The 20,082-nt window shown below is 67.1% G+C and carries 16 protein-coding genes; 12 read left to right on the forward strand and 4 right to left on the reverse strand.

From position 1 onward, the window contains the following. Positions 1-17 precede the first annotated feature (17 nt). The 5 genes from A8G08_RS01490 to lon all read left to right on the forward strand — a co-directional run bounded on the left by A8G08_RS01490 (position 18) and on the right by lon (position 6,650). Positions 18-1,592, forward strand: a complete 1,575-nt coding sequence (locus A8G08_RS01490) for a molybdopterin-dependent oxidoreductase (RefSeq protein WP_068269292.1) — start codon at positions 18-20, stop codon at positions 1,590-1,592. Between the two features lie 73 nt (positions 1,593-1,665). Further along, positions 1,666-2,679, forward strand: coding sequence for a phosphotransferase family protein (locus A8G08_RS01495; RefSeq protein ID WP_068269294.1), 1,014 nt, complete (start codon positions 1,666-1,668; stop codon positions 2,677-2,679). 24 nt (positions 2,680-2,703) lie between these two features. After that, positions 2,704-3,534, forward strand: a complete 831-nt coding sequence (locus tag A8G08_RS01500) for an alpha/beta hydrolase (RefSeq protein WP_068269296.1) — start codon at positions 2,704-2,706, stop codon at positions 3,532-3,534. Positions 3,535-3,644: 110 nt separating this feature from the next. Continuing rightward, positions 3,645-4,199 carry a DUF6578 domain-containing protein gene (locus A8G08_RS01505; RefSeq protein ID WP_245672552.1) on the forward strand — a complete coding sequence of 185 codons (555 nt, stop codon included), beginning with the start codon at positions 3,645-3,647 and terminating at the stop codon, positions 4,197-4,199. Positions 4,200-4,295: 96 nt separating this feature from the next. After that, entirely contained in the window at positions 4,296-6,650 is a 2,355-nt protein-coding gene (gene lon, locus A8G08_RS01510) for an endopeptidase La (RefSeq protein ID WP_157108354.1), read from the forward strand. Between the two features lie 80 nt (positions 6,651-6,730). On the opposite strand, the gene A8G08_RS01515 is transcribed toward lon, so the two are convergent. Continuing rightward, complete coding sequence (locus tag A8G08_RS01515) at positions 6,731-7,096, reverse strand: hypothetical protein (RefSeq protein ID WP_245672554.1); 366 nt, start codon at positions 7,094-7,096, stop codon at positions 6,731-6,733. Positions 7,097-7,219: 123 nt separating this feature from the next. Between A8G08_RS01515 and A8G08_RS01520 the strand changes: the two genes are divergently transcribed. Next, the gene (locus A8G08_RS01520; protein WP_245672556.1) at positions 7,220-8,488 is read left to right on the forward strand and encodes a sensor histidine kinase; all 1,269 of its coding nucleotides are present in this window, start codon (positions 7,220-7,222) and stop codon (positions 8,486-8,488) included. Next, positions 8,485-9,186: a response regulator transcription factor gene (locus A8G08_RS01525; RefSeq protein WP_068269298.1), complete on the forward strand. Its 702-nt coding sequence runs from the start codon at positions 8,485-8,487 to the stop codon at positions 9,184-9,186. Before A8G08_RS01520 ends, A8G08_RS01525 begins: the two co-directional genes overlap by 4 nt. Here A8G08_RS01525 and A8G08_RS01530 read toward each other — a convergent pair whose 3' ends face one another. Further along, complete coding sequence (locus A8G08_RS01530; RefSeq protein ID WP_068269300.1) at positions 9,187-10,044, reverse strand: SGNH/GDSL hydrolase family protein; 858 nt, start codon at positions 10,042-10,044, stop codon at positions 9,187-9,189. It lies immediately after the preceding gene. A 140-nt stretch (positions 10,045-10,184) separates the two neighbouring features. Here A8G08_RS01530 and A8G08_RS01535 point away from each other — a divergent pair, with 140 nt between their 5' ends. Continuing rightward, the gene (locus A8G08_RS01535; protein ID WP_068269301.1) at positions 10,185-11,180 is read left to right on the forward strand and encodes an oxidoreductase; all 996 of its coding nucleotides are present in this window, start codon (positions 10,185-10,187) and stop codon (positions 11,178-11,180) included. Between the two features lie 26 nt (positions 11,181-11,206). Here the strand turns inward: A8G08_RS01535 and A8G08_RS01540 are convergent, their stop codons facing one another. After that, entirely contained in the window at positions 11,207-13,102 is a 1,896-nt protein-coding gene (locus tag A8G08_RS01540) for an ABC transporter ATP-binding protein (RefSeq protein ID WP_068269303.1), read from the reverse strand. A gap of 99 nt (positions 13,103-13,201) precedes the next feature. On the opposite strand from A8G08_RS01540, the gene A8G08_RS01545 reads away from it, so the two are divergent. From A8G08_RS01545 to A8G08_RS01560, 4 genes are all read left to right on the forward strand, one after another. After that, positions 13,202-15,964 (forward strand): FAD-binding and (Fe-S)-binding domain-containing protein, encoded by a 2,763-nt coding sequence (locus A8G08_RS01545; RefSeq protein WP_068269305.1) that lies wholly within the window; start codon positions 13,202-13,204, stop codon positions 15,962-15,964. Positions 15,965-16,272: 308 nt separating this feature from the next. Further along, positions 16,273-17,268 carry a pirin family protein gene (locus A8G08_RS01550; RefSeq protein ID WP_068269308.1) on the forward strand — a complete coding sequence of 332 codons (996 nt, stop codon included), beginning with the start codon at positions 16,273-16,275 and terminating at the stop codon, positions 17,266-17,268. Between the two features lie 21 nt (positions 17,269-17,289). Continuing rightward, complete coding sequence (locus A8G08_RS01555; RefSeq protein ID WP_068269311.1) at positions 17,290-18,252, forward strand: DUF389 domain-containing protein; 963 nt, start codon at positions 17,290-17,292, stop codon at positions 18,250-18,252. A gap of 13 nt (positions 18,253-18,265) precedes the next feature. Next, complete coding sequence (locus tag A8G08_RS01560; RefSeq protein WP_068269313.1) at positions 18,266-19,201, forward strand: DNA-3-methyladenine glycosylase family protein; 936 nt, start codon at positions 18,266-18,268, stop codon at positions 19,199-19,201. A 40-nt stretch (positions 19,202-19,241) separates the two neighbouring features. Here A8G08_RS01560 and A8G08_RS01565 read toward each other — a convergent pair whose 3' ends face one another. Beyond that, on the reverse strand, positions 19,242-20,003 hold the full coding sequence (locus A8G08_RS01565; protein ID WP_068269315.1) for an SDR family oxidoreductase: 762 nt from the start codon (positions 20,001-20,003) through the stop codon (positions 19,242-19,244). Positions 20,004-20,082: the final 79 nt, after the last annotated feature.

Consider the following 20,082-nt stretch of genomic DNA (forward strand, 5'->3'; position numbering starts at 1 on the left):
CGGCGGAAGGTGCCACCATGACGCACACAATTGACGAAACATCTTCTGCGACAACCAGTCCGAGGCGTCGTCGGCATGTGGTCGCACGCGCCACGGCCGGAGTGCTCGCGGGCCTTACCATCCTCGGCGTCGGCCAATTGGTGTCCGTACTAATTGCGCCCGCGTCTGCCCCGCTGCTCGCGATCGGCGCGACAGCAGTCGACCGCGCCCCGGCTTGGGCGCGTCAGTTCGCCATCGACACGTTCGGCACGAACGACAAACTCGCGCTGTTCGTCGGCATGGGAGCGGCGACTGTCCTGGTCGCGGCCGTTGCCGGCGTCCTCGAGCGTTCCAACCGGCCGTTCGGCAGCATCATCTTCGCCATCCTCGGCCTTGTCGCCGCCGGTGCCGCCCTGCAGCGCCCTGGCGCGACCTGGCTCTATGCACTACCGACCCTGGTCGGAGTCGTCGCGGGCATCACGGTTTTGCGGCTGCTCACCGCGTCCGCCCGGCCACCCGTGGCGGAGGCAGCCCCGGACTTCTCCCGCCGCCGGTTTCTCGTACTGGCGACGACTGCCGCGGCGGTTGCCGCAGGCAGCGCCGCGACCGGCCGGTTCCTTGCCCAGCAACTGAACAATGCCATCGAGAACCGCCGCAATTTCCGGCTCCCGTTCATAGCCGCGCGCGACCGTGCGGCCGCGATCGCGGCCGGTACCGACGTGGCAGTCCCAGGCGTCAGCACCTTCGTCACACCGAACGCCAGCTTCTACCGGATTGACACCGCACTGCAGGTGCCGCGGCTGACGACCGACGAATGGCAGTTGCGCATTCACGGCATGGTCGATCGGGAACTAACGCTGAGCTGGGACGACCTCACCGCTCGAACTCCGATCGAGCGCGTCATCACGCTCACCTGCGTGTCCAACGAGGTGGGTGGCCCCCTGGCGGGCAACGCCACCTGGACCGGATATCCGATCGCATCCATCCTCGAGCAGGTCGGCATTTCACCCGATGCCGACATGCTCCTCTCCAAGAGTTCGGACGGCTTCACAGCGGGCACTCCGCTGGCGGTGCTGCGGGACGGGCGCGACGCATTGCTCGCGGTGACGATGAACGGCGAACCGCTGCCGTTCGAACACGGGTATCCGGTCCGGCAGGTAGTGCCCGGTCTGTACGGCTTCGTGTCTGCGACGAAATGGGTGGTGGACTGGGAGATCACCCGATTCGACCGTGCCGAGGCGTACTGGACGAAACGAGGCTGGGGCGCGCAGGCACCGATCAAGACCGCGTCTCGCATCGAGGTACCGGCAGCCCTCGCGCCGGTCGCGGCGGGTTCGGTTCTGGTCGCCGGCACGGCATGGGCTCAACACCGCGGAATCGCCAAGGTCGAGGTGCGTGTCGACAACGGCCCCTGGAATCTCGCTACCTTGGCGCCGCAGTACTCGATCGACACCTGGCGTCAGTGGACGTGGCAATGGCAGGCGACGCCCGGCCTGCACACACTGCAGGTCCGCGCCACCGATCTCGACGGAAACGTGCAAGTCGAGGAGCGCACCCCGCCCATTCCTGGCGGCGCGACGGGCTGGCACAACCGCTCGATCACCGTCGCCTAGCGCCGAGGCCCTTTCGCCGGCGGTCGGACGGGGTATAGGTTCCGCACACCACGTCGAGCTGAGCGGAGTTCGTATGTCGAATGCGGTCGAGGTTCCTGGAATCGACCATGCGTCGGTGACGGCCTGGTTCACCGAACACGTCGACGACGTCACGGCGCCATTGCAATTCGAGTTGATCGCCGGCGGCCGCTCCAATCTCACCTATCACGTCCGCGACGCTGCGAGCGGGCACTGGGTCTTGCGACGACCTCCGACTGGGCATCTGCTCTCGACCGCGCACGACGTTGTGCGGGAGTGGCGGGTGCTCGACGCCATCGCAGACACGCCGGTGCCGGTACCACCGGTGGTCGGCAGTTGCACCGACCCGGCGGTCACTGGCGCCGACTTCTATGTCATGCGCTACGTCGACGGCGTCATTCTCGACGGCGACGACACTGTGGCCGGAATCGAGCCGTCTGCAAGGCAATTCGCGTCGATCGACATCGTCGACACCCTCGCGGCGATCCATGCGGTGGACACGGACACCGGCCCGCTCGCCGAATTCCGCAGGCCCGGAAGTTATCTGGAACGGCAGCTGCGGCGCTGGCACCGTCAACTCGAGGCCGGTGGCATCACGTCGGGGCCTCTCATCGAACTTCATGACGCGCTCACCCGAGCCATCCCTGCCGAGCGCTGGACCGGTCTGGTGCACGGCGACTACCGCCCGGGAAACCTCATCATCGGTCCCGACGGACACGTTCGTGCGGTGCTGGACTGGGAAATGTGGACAGTCGGCGATGTCATGGCCGACGTGGGCTGGCTGGCCGCGTGGGGTGTGCCCGGCGCCGGCGGCTGGGTTCCCGATCCGGCCGATGGCTTCCTCGACATCGACGCGGTGTGCGCTCGCTACGCGGAGACGACCGGGCGCGACCTGAGCGATCTGAACTACTACCACGCGTTCGCGCTGTGGCGGCTCGCTGCGATCGCCGAGGGCGTTTACCAGCGCTTCCGCGATGGCGCGATGGGTGACCAGGACGTCGACATCGAGGAATTGGCCGAGCGGCCGGTGCTGCTCGCCGAGCGGAGCTTCCAGATCTTGTCGGAGTGAACTGCCTGGCCGCAGTATGAAGTCATGTCGGCTTCGGCGCTCGGGCGGATCTTCCTGATCATGCTCTGCGTCGTCGCGCTGCTGCTGGTCGCAGCGTGGGCTTTCCAGCGACGGTTGATCTACCTCCCCGACCGCACACCGCCGCCCCCCGCGCACACCGTGCTCGAGAACGCTCGAGACGTCCGACTGCTCACCACCGACGGCCTCGAACTCGGCGGCTGGTACGTCCCGGCGATCGGCGGCTCGGGCATCACCGTCCTCGTCGCCAATGGCAATGCGGGCAACCGGTTGGATCGTGCGGCGTTGGCCGAAGGGCTCTCCGCGGCCGGGTTCGCCGTCCTGTTGTTCGATTACCGCGGATACGGCGGAAATCCCGGCAGTCCCAGCGAGGACGGACTCGCCCTCGATGTCCGTGCAGCGCACCGGTATCTCGTCGAAGAGCGACAGGTGCCGTCGTCCCGTCTGCTGTATTTCGGTGAGAGCCTCGGCGCTGGTGTCGTGGCCGAGCTGGCGACCGACCACCCGCCCGCAGGACTGCTGTTGCGCTCTCCGTTCGCAGACCTTGCTGGGGTCGGACGGGAGCACTACCCGTTCCTGCCCGTCGGGCTGCTACTGAAGGACCGGTTTCAGGTGGTGGATCACATTGCACGCGTGAGTGTTCCGACGACGGTCGTCTACGGCACGGCCGACACCATCGTCCCGGCCAGCCACAGCGAGCGGGTGGCGGCCGCGGCAGGGGGTCCCGTCGAGCGGGTCGTACTGCCTCGCGTAGGCCACAACGACGCCGAGATGTTCGGGCCCCGGATCGTCGACGCGGTCGAAGCGCTCGCGGTCAGGGCGATCGCGGATCGCTGAGTTGTCTGCAGTGCGCACGAGATGACTTCAGCTCTCGAATATTCGGTCGTTGACACGGCACCCGCCGCCCGACCATTGTGATTCCAGGTAACCCTGGGTCCGCGGCTGTCGTGCCACGGTTCGTCGAATACCCGGGGCAGAAGATGCACAGGTTCACCGAACCGACTCCCATCCCCTCGACCGTCAGCATCATCGCCGTGTTCGTCGAAGGCTGGGAGATCGAATGCTGCGGCACTCCTCCCGTGGTCGGACAAGACACCACGTGGATGCTGACCTTCGTGGAAGCGGACGCGGAGCCAGACATGGCGCTGCCGGCCGGTGCTCGCTGGGATCGGGACAGCAGGATCGTGACTGCCGGGGGTGTCCAGGCGTACTGGCTCAACCCTGACAACACGCCGCCGGCGAACGCGCGCGGCTACTTCTCGGGGACACGCCACGGCGGGATTGCGCCCGCAGATATCAGGGCTACCACCGGCCGTGTACTCGGTCTGCAACTCGAGAGCTGGCAATACCGGCTGATCGACCAGATGTGGCAGCCGGTTCCGAGCACCCGGATCCTGCGGCGTGTTCCGCGCAGTCCGAAGTGGTTTGCCAGGGATCTCGATACCACGGGACGAGTCGAGTCCGGTGTCCTGATGGAGGTGGCGGTGCTGACACCGCAATGAGAATTCGCTCATCGCTCACAGCGAACAGCGCCGCGGAACAATCCGTACCCCACCGGGGTTGAGTAGGTGACGCTCAACTTTTGGAGGGCAACAAACGTGACTTCAACACTGCGCTTACCAGTGCTTTTCCTGACCGACCCGATCGTGCTGCCGGGCATGGTGGTGCCGATCGAACTCGACGAGTCCGCCCAAGCGGCTGTCGATGCTGCCCGGACCGGCAGCGACAGCAAGGTGCTCATCGCGCCTCGCCTCGACGAGGGCTACGCGTCGTACGGCGTTATCGCGTCGATCGAGCAGGTGGGCCGGATGCGCGGCGGCACCCCGGCCGCGGTGCTCAAGGCCGAGGAACGCGCCAAGATCGGGCACGGTGTCACCGGGCCCGGCGCTGCGCTGTGGGTGGAGGCGGAACCCGTCGCCTCGCCCGCACCCGACGGGCGCACCACCGATCTCGCCGCCGAGTACAAGAAACTGGTTGTCTCGGTCCTACAGCGCCGTGAGGCGTGGCAGATCATCGACGCGGTCAACCGGCTGACAGATCCATCGGCAATCGCCGATACCGCGGGCTATGCGCCGTACCTCAGCGACGAGCAGAAGCGTCAACTGCTCGAAACCCCGGATGTAGCGGCGCGTTTGACGGTACTCATCGATTGGACCAAGGCTCACATCGCCGAATCCGAGGTCACCGAGAAGATCGGTGCCGACGTGCGCGAGGGGATGGAGAAGCAGCAGAAGGAGTTTCTGCTGCGCCAGCAGTTGGCCGCGATCCGTAAGGAACTCGGCGAGGGCGAACCCGACGGTGCGGACGATTACCGCACCCGCGTCGAGGCCGCCGACCTGCCGGACAACGTCCGCGAGGCCGCGCTACGCGAGGTCGATCGGCTCGAACGGTCCAGCGACCAGAGTCCGGAGACCGGCTGGATCCGAACCTGGCTCGACACCGTGCTGGACTTGCCGTGGGCGGTGAAAACCACTGACAAAACCGATGTTTCGGCCGCACGGGCCGTTCTCGACGCCGATCATCACGGCCTGGACGAGGTGAAGGACCGCATGGTCGAGTACCTCGCGGTGCGGTCCCGGCGGGCCCAGCGCGGGCTCGACGTCATCGGTGGCCGCGGCTCGGGTGCCGTCATGGTGCTCGTCGGACCGCCCGGTGTCGGCAAGACCTCGCTCGGCGAAAGCGTGGCAAGGGCGTTGGACCGCAAGTTCGTTCGCGTCGCGCTCGGTGGCGTCCGGGACGAGGCGGAGATCCGCGGGCATCGGCGTACCTATGTCGGCGCGCTGCCGGGACGCATCGTCCGTGCCGTCAAGGAGGCCGGTTCGATGAACCCGGTCATCCTGCTCGACGAGATCGACAAGGTCGGGTCCGACTACCGCGGTGACCCCGCGGCAGCCCTGCTCGAGGTGCTGGATCCGGCGCAGAACCACACGTTCCGCGACCACTACCTCGATCTGGACCTCGACCTGTCCGACGTGCTGTTCATCGCGACCGCCAACGTCATGGAGACCATCCCCGGCCCGTTGCTGGATCGGATGGAACTGATCACGGTGGACGGCTACACCGAGGACGACAAGGTGGCCATCGCTCGCGACTTCCTGCTGCCCCGGCAGTTGGAGCGGGCGGCGCTCACCGCGGACGAGGTGTCGCTCACCGATGAGGCGCTGCGCGAGATCGCGGCGAACTACACCCGTGAGGCCGGCGTGCGGCAGATGGAACGGTTGCTCGCCAAGGCATTGCGCAAGGCGGCAACCAAGTTGGCCGATGAGCAGGATCCCGAAGCTGTGGTCATCGACCGTGTGGACCTGAAGGAGTTCCTCGGCCGGCCGCGGTTCACCCCCGAATCGGTGGAACGCACTGCGGTGCCCGGTGTTTCGACCGGACTCGCAGTGACGGGCCTGGGTGGCGACGTGCTCTTCATCGAGGCCAATAGCGCCGACGGGGGCGAGCGAAGCGACGGGGGATATCGCGGCGATCGGTCGTTGACTCTGACCGGTCAACTGGGTGACGTGATGAAGGAGTCGGCACAAATCGCGCTGACCTACGTCCGGTCACACCTGGCCGAGCTTGGTGTCGATGCGAGCGCGCTGGACAAGAACATTCACGTGCACGTTCCGGCGGGCGCTGTACCGAAGGATGGCCCGTCCGCGGGCGTCACCATGGTCACTGCGTTGGTGTCGCTGGCCCTTGCCCGCCCGGTCCGTTCGGATGTCGGGATGACCGGCGAGGTGACGCTGAACGGCCGCGTCCTGCCGATCGGCGGGGTGAAGCAGAAGTTGCTGGCCGCGCAGCGAGCCGGACTGAAGACCGTCTTCATTCCGGCCCGCAACGAGCCGGATCTCGATGACGTTCCAGCCGACGTGCTCGAGGCGCTGGACGTGCGGCCGGTGGCGGACGTTGCGGAGATTCTGGCGTTCGCGATTGCGGATAGCGGGGTTGCTGCAGCAGCGGCCTGAGCCTGATCGCCCACAATTCGGCCTCACGCGCGGAATCCCCCATGTGAGGCCGAATTGTGGGCACCCCCGTTCCCCCGGAATCACGCGTAGACGGGCACCCGCTCCCGCCGTACGACCTGCCACCTGTCCAGCACGGCCCGCAGGGCGGGCTGTTCGGCTGCCAGCTCGCGCGCGACCTGCTGTGGGTCGGCCCATTCCGACTCGTCGTGCAGGTCCATCCGGGCCTGCATGTGGTTGCGCCACCGGTACTGCAACATCAGCAGCACGCCTTGGACGCCACCGAACAGCCGGTCCAGTTCGGGCAGATCCCGGAAGAGATCCGGGTCTTCGGGGTTGCGCGCAGCACGCGCCAACACCTCGTCGATGATTTCGTTGCGCCTGTGCAGATCGGTCCACGACATCTCGATCACCCCTCGCATGGGTTCGGCGAATTCCGTTACACCCACGCTATGGACGGCGCAGCGGCCGCGCGCCGTGCCGTGGTCGCGACTTTTTCTCCTACCAGGGGTGGAGCCGGAGACCGCTTGGAGAACGATGCGCCGGTCCTATGTCCGACCTACGCTGGGTTGATGAATATCGCCGCACCTGTGCGCGCCAGGACCGAGCGGGTCCTGCAGTCACGGATGATGCCGGCGAAGATCGTCGACTACATCTACCGGCGCATGGCCGCGATGCCGCACGAATATCCGCCGATCGTCGTCATCGTGTCCGACGTGGCGATGATCGTCGTGACCATCGTCGCGGTGGGTCAACGCGGCTGGCCCCCGCCCGTTGTCACGCTGGTCGGCGGCGTAGTCGCGCTCGCACCGCTCGTCGCCATGCTGGCCCGCAAGAATTTCGTGCCAACCAAGGCGCGAATGCTCGTGACACTGACTGCCGCGGCGATCCTCGGCGCCTCGCTGATCATGGTCGAACCCGCGCAGGCCGACGTCACGCCCTTCATCCTCGTCCTCATCGCAGGTGAGGTCTCGGCGATGGCACGTCCGCGCGTGAGCCTCGCGGTGGGCGCGGTCGCGATCCTCGCTGTGGTGATTCCCGCGTCACTCGGCCGGCTCGAATACGCGCCGGTCTACATCATGATGGTTGCGACCGGCTGGTTCGTCGGGTTCATCCTGCAGACCCAACTTCGACTGCTCGAGCAGGAACGCGCCACCCAGAAGGCCCGCGCCGAACAGGCGGCCAGCGACGAGCGGCAACGCATCGCGCGCGAGGTGCACGATGTGGTGGCGCACTCGCTGAGCGTCACCCTGCTGCACCTGACGGGAGCTCGGCGGGCACTGCAGGAGGACGGTGACATCGAAGAGGCGATCGACGCTCTCAAGGACGCCGAACAGCTCGGGCGGCAATCGATGAGTGATATCCGGCGAACGGTCGGGCTGCTCGACAATGCGCCGTCGAAGCACACTCCCGAGCCGGGCGTAGCCGATATCGATGCCCTGGTTTCGGATTTCGTCCGGGCCGGCATGCCTGTCGCGTATTTCGTCCGCGGCGATGCGACGGCGGTTTCCGCCGCGACCGGGCTGTGCCTCTATCGCATCATGCAGGAATCGCTCGCCAACGTCGCCAAACACGCACCTGGCGCGAAAGTTCATGCAGCACTGCGGATCACCAGCGTCATTGCCACAATGACTGTCACCAATGACCTGCCTCGTCGCGCGACACACAAGGAACTACGCGGCGGATCCGGCATACGCGGGATGCAACACCGCGCCGAGGCGCTCGGCGGGCAGTTGACCGCCGAGCCAACCAAGCACGGCTGGTGTGTCACCGCCGAAATACCGTTTGCCCCACACGATCCCGACTATGCGAATTGCTGGCTGTTTGGAGGTCAGGAGTGACTGCGCCCGGGATCGACGTGCTGCTCGTTGACGATCAGGACCTGGTCCGCTCCGGCCTGCGGCGCATCTTGCGGCGCAAGGATGGATTCGCGATCGTCGCCGAATGTGCCGACGGCTCCGAAGTTCCCGAGGCGATCGCGACGCATTCCCCGGATGTGGTGGTCATGGATCTGCGGATGAAGAATGTCGGTGGCATCGAGGCGACCGAGCAGATCACCCGGAGCGAAAACCCGGTTCCCGTCCTCGTGCTCACCACGTTCGACGACGACGAGCTGCTCTCCGGCGCGCTGCGTGCCGGCGCAGCAGGGTTTCTGCTGAAGGATTCTCCGGCCGAGGAACTGATCCGCGCGGTTCGCATGGTCGCCGGCGGCTCGTCGTGGCTCGACCCGGCGGTGACCGCTCGCGTGCTGTCCACGTATCGCAGCGCGCCGGTTTCCCGTGCCCGCACCGCCATAGCGGTGGACGAACTCACCTCGCGCGAGCGGGATGTCCTCGGGCTGATCGGGCGCGGCCGCAGCAACGCCGAGATCGCCGCCGATCTGCATATCTCCGAGGTGACCGTGAAAAGCCATGTCGGACATATCTTCGGCAAGCTCGACCTGCGTGACCGTGCTGCGGCAATCGTGTACGCGTTCGATCATGGCATTGTGTCGCCACGCGACGGCGGAATCGTTTCCCCGCGTGACGTTCGAGCCTGATCAGCTCGGCAGTGCATCGAGCGCGGCGGCGAACTTCGCTGCTAGTAGGTCGAATCCGCGACCCGTCGGATGCAGTTCGTTGGCCCAGTACTCGCGATAGTCCTCGCCGGTGGGCAGGGTGCCGAGCAGATCCACATATTTGACGTGTGACGCGGATGGACGCTGGACGAACTCGGTCAGCATCGCGTTGTAGCTGTCCACGATCACGGCGGCGATGCGCTTCTTCTCATTGAGATCGGTGAAATCCTTCGCCTCGAGGCTCGGCGACAGCCACGGGCCGGGTAGCGGACCCCAACCGCCAAGGAAGCCGCGGCCGTCCGGAACGGGATAGTCGTAGCCGTGCACCACGATTGGGATGGTGACGCCGAACAGGCTCTCGCACGCGCGGGTGATGGCGGCAACGAGATGAGCGAGCGCGGACTGCATTCGGCAGCCGATGAAGTCGGCCAGGATCGCATCATCCACACCAGGCCGCTGACTGTTCTTGTTTCCGATGAACACTCCGAACTCCGGGCCGGCGAAGTCATTGCCGCCGGCCGACAGCAGGATCGCCGCCGGAACCTCGTTGCGGCTGAGCGCCCATTCGAGTTGCCGCATCAACCCGGTGAGTTGGGCGTCGCTGTAGGACATCGAATTGAGGGTGTCGCCGTAGTGCGCGACCGAGACAACCTCCCACGAATCCTCGTCCTGCAGCACCTCGAGGATGTCGCGACCCGGGTAGTCGAACCACGAGTCGCCCTCCGCGACGAGAAGCCCGCGCCGGTCGTCACGCGCTGCGAACCTCTGGCGCTGGGCGAGGATGCGCTCGGCGGTAGCGGTGCCCGCCGCGGTTTCCTCATCGATCGGACAGTCCGCCATGGCCGCCTCCTCCGCCGGGCGAGGCGCGTCGGCGCGTCCCGCATGGTGAGAATTCTCCGCTCCCGCGCCGCCGTGAACGGAAGATTCGTTGCGTTAGACGGAGTGAACGCTTCCGTTCACTCCGGTCGTATATTCAGGCCATGACGTTCTCCGCGATGGTGGCCCGGGAATCCGACGACAAGATCGTGCTCGCCGCAGAGCAGGTCGAGGAGGATTTCCTCCCGGCCGGCGAAGTGACGATCAAAGTGCACTACTCGAGCGTGAACTACAAGGACGCGCTCGCGGTCACCCCGAAGGGTGGCGTGGTGCGCGAGTACCCGATCATTCCCGGCATCGATATTGCCGGTGAAGTTGTTGCGTCCGAGGATGATTCGTTCGCCGTCGGCGACCAGGTGGTTGCCCACGGTTACGACATCGGCACGGCCCGCCACGGCGGTTACGCCGAGCTCGCCCGCGTCCCGGCCGGGTGGGTGGTGAAGCTCGACGGGCTCACCACGCGCGAGGCCGCGGCAATCGGCACCGCCGGGTTCACCGCCGCGCTCAGCGTGCAGGCGCTGCTCGACCGCGGCCTCACTCCCGACGCAGGTCCGGTGCTGGTCACGGGCGCGAGCGGTGGTGTCGGCAGCGTGAGCGTCGACCTGCTCGCGGCGAACGGTTTCGAGGTCATTGCATCGAGCGGCAAGGCCGACGCGAAGGACCTGCTGAGCAGCCTCGGTGCCGCATCGGTGATCGGCCGCCTGCCCGAGGATCCGGACGCCAAGCCTCGGCCGCTGGGCAAGTCGCAGTGGGCGGGCGCCGTGGATTGCGTCGGCGGCGCGACCCTCGCATATGTCATCAGCACGCTGAACTGGGGTGCGGCGGTCGCTGCGAGCGGCAACACCGGCGGTATCGGCCTGTCCACCACGGTGCTCCCGTTCATCCTCCGTGGCGTCGACCTGATCGGCATCGACTCGGTGCAGTTGCCGATGGAAATCCGGCGTCGCACCTGGGCGAGCCTCGCCGCCGACCTCAAGCCACGCCATCTCGGCGACCTCGAGCGCCTCGTCGCGGTTCGCGACGTGCCCGGCGTGCTCGACGAGATCAGGCGCGGGGAGCGCACCGGGCGTGCCGTCGTGGACGTCCACAGCGGATTCTGACGCGTGCAGTGGCGCGCTAGCGGGTTTTAGCTCGCGTTGACGAACTCTGCGCCGTTCGCCCCGTCCTCCTGGAACTGCGTGCGGTAGAGCTGCTCGTAGCGCCCCCGCGCTGCGAGCAGCTCGGAGTGCGTTCCGTTTTCGATCACTCGGCCGTCCTCAATCACGAGGATCGCGTCGGCGGCACGAATTGTGGACAGCCGGTGCGCGATCACCAGCGCGGTCCGTCCAGCCAGCGCCTCGCTGAGCGCCTCCTGCACCGCGGCCTCGGATGTGGAGTCCAACGATGCCGTGGCCTCGTCCAGGATCACCACCCGCGGCTGCTTGAGCAGCAACCGCGCGATGGTCAGTCGTTGCCGCTCGCCTCCGGACAGTCGATAACCACGTTCGCCGACGACCGTGGCCAGACCATCCGGCAGCGAAGCCACCAGATCCCCTAGCCGCGCACGCTCCAGCGCCTCCCACAGCTCGGCGTCGGTCGCTTCGGGCCGCGCAAGCTGCAGGTTCCCGCGGATCGTGTCGTGGAAAAGGTGCCCGTCCTGGGTCACCATGCCGACGGTTTCCTGGATTGCCTGCGCGGACAGATCCCGGACATCGACACCGGATAGCCGGACTGCGCCGGAGTCGACGTCGTAGAGGCGCGAAATCAATTGCGCGATAGTCGACTTACCAGCACCCGACGAACCGACCAATGCGATTACCTGGCCCGGCTCGGCATGCAACGAAATCCCGTGCAGCACTTCGTCTCCGCCGCGACTGTCCAGCGTTGCCACCTCCTCGAGCGAGGCAAGCGACACCTTGTCGGCGGCCGGGTAGGCGAACCGGACGTTGTCGAGTTCCACTGAGACCGGGCCTACGGGCACCTTCCGCGCATCGGGCTTGTCGGTGATCAACGGATTCAGGTCGAGCACCTCGAATACCCGCTCGAAGCTGACCATTGCGCTCATTACCTCGACCCGTGCGCTCGCCAGCGCGGTGAGCGGTGCATACAGCCGGGTGAGCAACAGCGACAAGGCCACGACCGAGCCGGCGTCGAGTTGGCCCCGTAGTGCGTAGAAGCCGCCGAGTCCGTAGACGACGGCCACCGCGAGGGCCGACACCAGCGTGAGCGAGGTGACGAACACGGTCTGCACCATCGCGGTGCGCACACCGATATCGCGCACCCGGCTGGCCCGGGCGGCAAACTCGGCGGATTCCTGCCCCGGACGGCCGAACAGCTTGACCAGCGTGGCGCCGGGAGCCGAGAACCGCTCGGTCATCTGTGTGCTCATCGCGGCATTGTGGTCCGCAGCCTCCCGCTGGATGCCGGCCAGTCGGTTCCCCATCCGGCGCGCCGGCAGCACGAACACCGGGAGGAGCAGCAAGGCGAGCAGCGTGATCTGCCATGAGATACCGAGCATCACGACCAGCGTCAGGACGAGGGTGACGAGGTTCGCGACAACTCCGGACAGGGTGTCGCTGAATGCGCGCTGTGCACCGATGACGTCGTTGTTCAGCCTGCTCACCAGCGCGCCCGTCCGGGTACGGGTGAAGAAGGCGATCGGCATGCGCTGCACATGATCGAAAACCGCGGTACGCAGGTCGAGGATCAGGCCCTCGCCGATGCTCGCCGACAGCCACCGGGTGACCAGGCCGAGCGCTGCGTCGAACACCGCGATCAGGCCGATCAGCAATGCGAGCCGGACCACGACTTCCGGGGCGGCGCTTTCCGTGATCGCGTCCACGACCCGGCCGGCGAGGACTGGCGTTGCCACTGCGAGGATCGCGCTGACGACGCTGAGCACCAGGAATCCGGCGAGCATTCGCTTGTGCGGGCGCGCGAACCCGCCGATCCGCCGCAGCGTGGCCATCCGGAACGGCCTCCGCTCGTCGGGCGCGTTGGCCCGCCGGTACATCTGGTTCCACGCCACCGATTCGATACTCATCCCACACTCCCGTCGTGCCCTCGTAGTGAAGCACTGACCACCGACGGTAAAACCTCGACTTAACTTCAGGTCAAGCGCGGACCGCCCTACTCTTATTCCATGACGGCGGCGCGGATTGGCCTGCCCCTCGCTCACCTGCGGGCCCAGCTCGCGGGCGACGTCGACGACTCACCTCGACGCCGCGCGGAATACTCGTCCGATGCGTCGAACTATCGGGTCCCGCCGTTAGCGGTGGTGTTCCCACGCAGCGGGGACGATGTGGCGGCGACGCTGGACTTCGCTCGTTCGCACGGCGTAACACTGACCGGTCGCGGCGGCGGCACATCCGTCGCCGGAAACGCCATCGGTCCCGGGCTCGTCCTCGACTTCAGTCGCCATCTCGGTGCCGTGCTCGAACTCGATCCGGATGCCCGTCGCGCGATCGTGCAACCGGGCATCGTGCTCGCCGACCTGCAGCGCGCGGCAGGAGTGCATGGGCTGCGCTTCGGCCCGGATCCGTCCACCGCGTCACGCGCCACTGTCGGCGGGATGATCGGCAACAACGCCTGCGGGCCGCGTGCCGCCGCGTGGGGACGAACTTCGGACAATGTTGTCACCATTCGCATCCTGGACGGATCGGGCACCGAGCGCGTTCTCGGCCCCGGGCTCGACGGCATTCCCGGACTCGACCGGTTCGTCCAGCACAACCTTGCCGCCATCCGTACCGGGCTCGGCCATTTCGATCGGCAGGCCTCCGGCTATTCGCTGGAACACCTCCTACCCGAACGTGATCCGAATACCGCCCGCGCATTTGTCGGGACCGAGGGAACGTGCGGGCTGATTCTCGACGCGACCATCGACCTGGTGCCGATTCCGCGCGCGACGACCCTCGTGGTGCTCGGCTATCCCGACCTGGCCACCGCTGCCGAGGACACGGCGACGGTGCTCGAATTCGCTCCCACGGCGATCGAGGGACTCGATGCCCGACTGGTCGACGTCGTGCGCACCCATCGTGGCGCAGTACCCGACCTACCGCGCGGAGACTGCTGGTTGTTCGTCGAAGTCGCTGGGGAGTCACCTCACGAAAGCTCCTCTCATGCAGCTGGTTTGGCCGCAGCGGCCCATGCGCTCGACGCCCGGGCGGTGCACGACCGAGCCGAAGCCGCGACCCTCTGGCGGATCCGCGCGGACGGGGCAGGGCTGGCGGGACGCACCCCGGATGGCGCACCGGCGTGGCCGGGGTGGGAGGACGCCGCGGTGCCGCAGCGCAATCTCGCGGCGTACCTACGCGACTTCGCCGTTCTCACACATGACCACGGCGTGGACGGCCTGCTGTACGGGCACTTCGGCGACGGCTGCATCCACGTGCGACTCGACCTGCCGATTTCTCACGCACCTCAGCGGTTCCGCGAGTTCCTTGTCGACGCCGCGAAACTGGTTGCAGCGCATGGCGGCTCGCTGTCAGGAGAGCACGGCGACGGCCGTGCCCGGTCCGAACTGCTCCCATTGATGTACGCCCCGGAGGTGATTGCGGCATTCGAAGGCTTCAAAGGGATATTCGATCCCGACAACGTTTTGAATCCGGGGGTGCTGGTCACGCCTCGCCCAGTCGATGCCGATCTGCGGCTCGCAGCCATCGTCGGTAAGCACGACCCCGACCTCTCGGCTGCCGTGCACCGTTGCGTCGGCGTTGGCAAATGCCGCTCATCCACCGCAGACGGCGGGTTCATGTGTCCGTCCTACCGTGCGACTCGCGACGAACGCGACAGCACCCGCGGCCGGGCACGGGTGTTGCAGGAAGTCATCAACGGCTCGCTGCTCGCACCGGACTGGTCGTCGACAGCGGTCGAGGAATCCCTGGACCTATGCCTGTCCTGCAAGGCCTGCGCCGCCGATTGCCCGGCCGGTGTGGATATGGCCGCGTACAAGGCCGAGGTACTGCATCGTCGGTACCGCCGCCGGGTCCGCCCAGTCACGCACTACTCGCTCGGCTGGCTACCGCGGTGGCTGCGCGCTGCCAGGGCGGCCCCGCGTGCGGCCAATGTGCTGGCCAGGCGGGACGGACTACGCCGGCTCGCGGGCGTCGACCCGCGGCGGCCCGCACCCAGGCTGGCCGCCGAGCCGTTCCGCGCATGGTGGAAACACCATCGTGGCCACGTCGCCCAGGCCCCGGTGATGCTCTGGAGCGACACGTTCACCAACGCATTTCGTCCGGAGGTCGGTATCGCGGCCACAGAACTACTCGAATCGCTCGGCCATTCGGTCACCATTCCCGGACGGCAGGTGTGCTGTGGCCTGACCTGGATCAGTACCGGCCAGCTCGACGGCGCGCGCAGGCAACTGCGCCGGACACTGGACGCGCTGGCGGACCACGTCGACGCGGGTGGTGTGGTCATCGGCCTCGAGCCGTCGTGCACCGCGGTGCTGCGCTCGGAGCTGACTGTGCTGCTTCCGGACGATCCCCGTGTGGCTCGCGTGGCGGTAGCTACACGAACGCTGGCCGAGTTCCTCACCGACCAGTCGGGCTGGTCGCCGCCGCGTCTGGACGGCATGGAACTGGTGGTCCAGCCGCACTGCCACCAATATGCGGCACTTGGCTTCGGGCCCGACCGGGCACTACTCGAGCGCACCGGAGCGCGGGTTCAGCAGATCTCGGGGTGCTGCGGGCTGGCCGGGAACTTCGGGATGGAACGCGGCCACTACGAGGTGTCGGTCGCGGTCGCGGAGACCGGTCTGCTCCCGGCGATTCGCGGCGCCGGCACAGCGGCACTGCTGGTGGCGGACGGTTTCTCCTGCGCCACACAAGCCGAGCAATTAACTGGGTTCAGGGGTATGCATCTTGCCGAGTTATTTCGGGATACGCAGGCAAATGCTAGCGATTAGCCGAACCCGGACAAGAAAAAGCCCGGAGCATTCCGCCCCGGGCTTTCGTTGCGCGTCAGCTGCCGAAAGGCAAGACGCCGGGCGCGAGGTAGTAGCCACCGCTACCGGCGGACAGGTTGCCCCACTGACCCAGCAACCAGTTGATCGCATTCGTAATCGGGTACATTTCCTACCTTTCGTTAATCGGGTCACGTTGTTCGGCGACCCCATTTGCTCGCTATTCCGCAGCGCTGACCCCAAGCGCACTCCACCTACGGTACCTGAATTCGTAAAAGGCTCATGCGGACTCTGTGGCGCATGATTGAGACATGAGCAATCTCGAAGCGACAGCGGACGTGGTTACCTGCCCCGAGACGGACGGCACCGAGCATCCCAACGCCCCGGTTGAGGTGATCACTCCGCGTAGTGTGCCGCTCGGCGGACTGCGCGCGATGCCGGTCCGGCGCACCCTTCCGCAGCGGGCGCGCTCACTGATCGGAGCATGGTGTTTCGCCGATCACTACGGCCCCGACGACGTCGCGACCACCGGCGGAATGGTGGTGCCGCCGCATCCGCACACGGGATTGCAGACTGTTAGCTGGCTGTTCGAAGGCGAGATCGAGCATCGGGACAGCACCGGCGTCCACGCGATGGTTCATCCCGGCGAGCTCAACCTGATGACCGCCGGCCGCGGCATCGCGCACTCGGAGATTTCCACCGAGCGCACCACCGTCCTGCACGGCGCCCAACTCTGGCTCGCGCTGCCCGACGATGCCCGCGACACCGCGCCGGGCTTCCAGCACTACGCACCGACGCCGATCGAGGTGCCCGGGGCGCGGCTGAGCGTGTTCCTCGGGACGCTGGCCGGCGATACGTCGCCCGTGCAGACCTTCAGTCCACTTCTCGGCGCCGAGATCACCGTCGAGCCCGGTGCACGGGTGGCGCTCGATATCGATGAGCATTTCGAACACGGCGTGCTCGTCGACACCGGGGCGCTGCTGTTGGACGGAGCCCGGATCGAGCGCTCCGAGCTCGGCTATCTCGCTCCCGGGCGGCGGCAGGTTGTGCTGCGCAACCCCACCGCGGCGCCCACCCGCGCGTTGCTGCTCGGCGGCACACCGTTCGGCGAACAGATCATCATGTGGTGGAACTTCGTCGGTCGCGCCACCGAGGAGATCAAGTCCTACCGCCGGCAGTGGCAGGCCGAGATCGGTGATGCGGAGGCGGGTGCACCGGACGGGACGCGGTTCGGCCCGGTGTCTGGCGGCCGCAGCCCGATCCCCGCGCCCACGCTTCCGAACGTGTCGCTCAAGCCGCGCAGCTGAGTCACGGCCCAAACTGACAGGGTGCTGCATCTGCGCATCCTGTCGCCTGCTGCCTTGACCGACGAGGTAGTCGCCATCCTCGATTCCGACCCGGCCGTGAGCGGCCTGGCGATCGTGCGCGGTGCCGCTGTCCGCCCGGCTGGGGACGTGGTGCTGGCAGACCTCGCACGTGAGGCCGCCAACGACATCGTGGAACGGCTGCGGGCCACCAAGGTGCATCGGGAAGGCAGCATCGAGATCGACCCCGTGCCGACCTTCATTTCGCAGGCGGGCTTCGAAGCGGAACTGCGCACACCGGGCAGTAGCGCCGACGCGGTGGTGTGGGCCGAGGTCGCGCAACGCTCCTACGACGACAGCGAACTCAACTGGACGTTCCTGAGCTTCCTGACGCTGGCGACGATCATCGCGAGCATTGCGATCATCGTCGATTCGCAGATCCTGGTGATCGGCGCGATGGTGCTCGGACCCGAGTTCGGACCGATCGCCGCGCTGGGGGTCGCGCTCGTCAAGAAGAGGTTCGTGCTGTTCGGGCTCGCGGTACGCACGTTGGTGATCGGGTTCTTCGTCGCGATCAGCATGACCATCGTGCTGGCCCTGATCGGACGTGCGATCGGGTGGATCACCGTCGAGGACGTCACGGGACCACGACCGGAGACCGCGTTCATCTACACCCCGGACAAGTGGTCGTTCATCGTTGCGGTGATCGCCGCCGCGGCAGGCGTGCTGTCGCTGACCTCGTCCAAGGTCGGCGGTCTGACGGGTGTCTTCATCTCGGTGACCACCGTGCCCGCGGCGGGCAATATCGCGCTCGGCGCCGCGTTCGGTGTGGGCCACGAGGTGTGGGGCAGCATGGCGCAGCTCGGGGTGAACCTCACCGGTATGGCCGTCGCGGGCTGGGCGACGCTCGCCCTGCAGAACGCGCTGTGGTCGCGGGTGTCACCGCGCCGTCCGCGAGCCATGACCCGGCCGTACCGCATGCTCTAGGCTTCCCACCAGTATGTTTTCCCCGCAAGAGCAGGTCGGCGCACAGGAGCGGGTGCTGCACACCCCGATTCCGGTGAATCTGGCCGCGACACTCTCGCCGCTGAGCCGAGGACGCGGGGACCCGTGCCATCACGTCAGCACCGACCGCTCGATCTGGCGCACCTCCCGCATGCCGACCGGCCCGGTGACGTACCGACTGCGTCAACGCGGCAGGCATGAGGTGCGCGCCCAGGCCTGGGGGCCCGGCGGCGAGGAGCTTCTCGATCAGCTGCCGGACATGCTGTGCCTCGATGAGACACTCGACGACTTCGCGCCCGAACATCCGAAGATCATCGAGGCACACCGGCGCCACCCGGACCTGCGCATGCTGCGTACTCGACGGGTGTTCGAGGCATTGGTGCCCGCGATTCTGGAACAGAAGGTGCACGGAGTCGCGGCCCGCGCATCGTGGCGCCATCTGGTGCGGCGCTTCGGCGAGCACGCCCCGGGACCGGCACCCGAAGGGATGCGCGTACCGCCCAGCGCCGAGGACTGGCGGCGGGTCCCGTCGTGGGAGTTCCACCGCGCCAATGTCGATCCGCGCCGCGCCCGCACGATCGTGACCGCCGCGCGGCTCGCGGACCGGCTCGAACTGTTGGCCGGGCTTCCGCCGGCGCAGGCACAGCATCGGCTGCAGACCGTGCCGGGGATCGGGATCTGGACTGCTGCCGAGGTGGCCCAGCGCGCCTTCGGCGACGCCGATGCGTTGTCGGTCGGCGATTTTCATCTCGCGTCGATGGTCGGCTGGACACTGCTGGGCCGCCCGATCGATGACGACGAGATGGTCGAGTACCTGAAACCGCTACAGCCGCACCGCTATCGCGCGGTGCGGCTGCTCGAGATCAGCGGGCAGGTGGTGCTGCCGAGGTTCGGCCCGCGGACGCCGGTAACCGACCACCGCGGGCACTGACCCTGCACGTACGAACTAGTCCCACGGTGCCGGAGGCACCTCAGTCCCGCGGGCCACCGGCGACGTAGATGACCTGACCGGAGACGAAGCCCGAGCCCTCGCTGACCAGGTAGGACGCGGTATGTGCGATGTCCTCCGGGTAGCCGACGCGCGCGACCGGCGTGGCCGAGGCGTTCATCTTGATGAAGTCGTCGAACTCGACGCCGACGCGCTCCGCGGTCGCCTTGGTCATCTCGGTGACGATGAAGCCGGGCGCGATCGCGTTTGCGGTGACACCGAACTTGCCGAGCTCGAAGGCGAGCGTCTTGGTGAAGCCCTGCATGCCGGCCTTCGCCGCCGAGTAGTTCACCTGGCCGCGGTTGCCCTGCGCGGACACGCTCGAGAGGTTGACGATGCGGCCCCACTTCGCGTCGACCATGTACTTCTGCGCCGCGCGGGTCAGCAGGAACGCGCCGCGCAGGTGTACGGCCATGACCGCGTCCCAGTCCGAGACCGGCATCTTGAACAGCAGGTTGTCGCGGGTGATTCCGGCGTTGTTGATGACGACGGTCGGTCCGCCGAGCTCCTCGGCGAGCTTGTTGATCGCGGCCTCGACCGATGCCTCGTCGGAGACGTCCGCGCCGAGCGCGACAGCCGTGCCGCCCGCCGCCTTGATCGCGTCGACGGTCGTGGCACACGCGCTCTCGTCGAGGTCGAGCACGCCCACGGCGAGTCCGTCCGCGGCGAGCCGGGTAGCGATCGCGGCTCCGATGCCCCGGGCTGCACCCGAGACCACGGCAACTCGTGGCGTCGATTCGGTCATGTCTGCTCCTTGTGTCCTTCTCGGCTGGCGGATCGTGCCCCGAGGTGACAATACGAGCCGCGCCGAACGCCGACCTCCG

The organism is Aldersonia kunmingensis (assembly GCF_001646865.1).
Classification (GTDB): domain Bacteria; phylum Actinomycetota; class Actinomycetes; order Mycobacteriales; family Mycobacteriaceae; genus Aldersonia; species Aldersonia kunmingensis.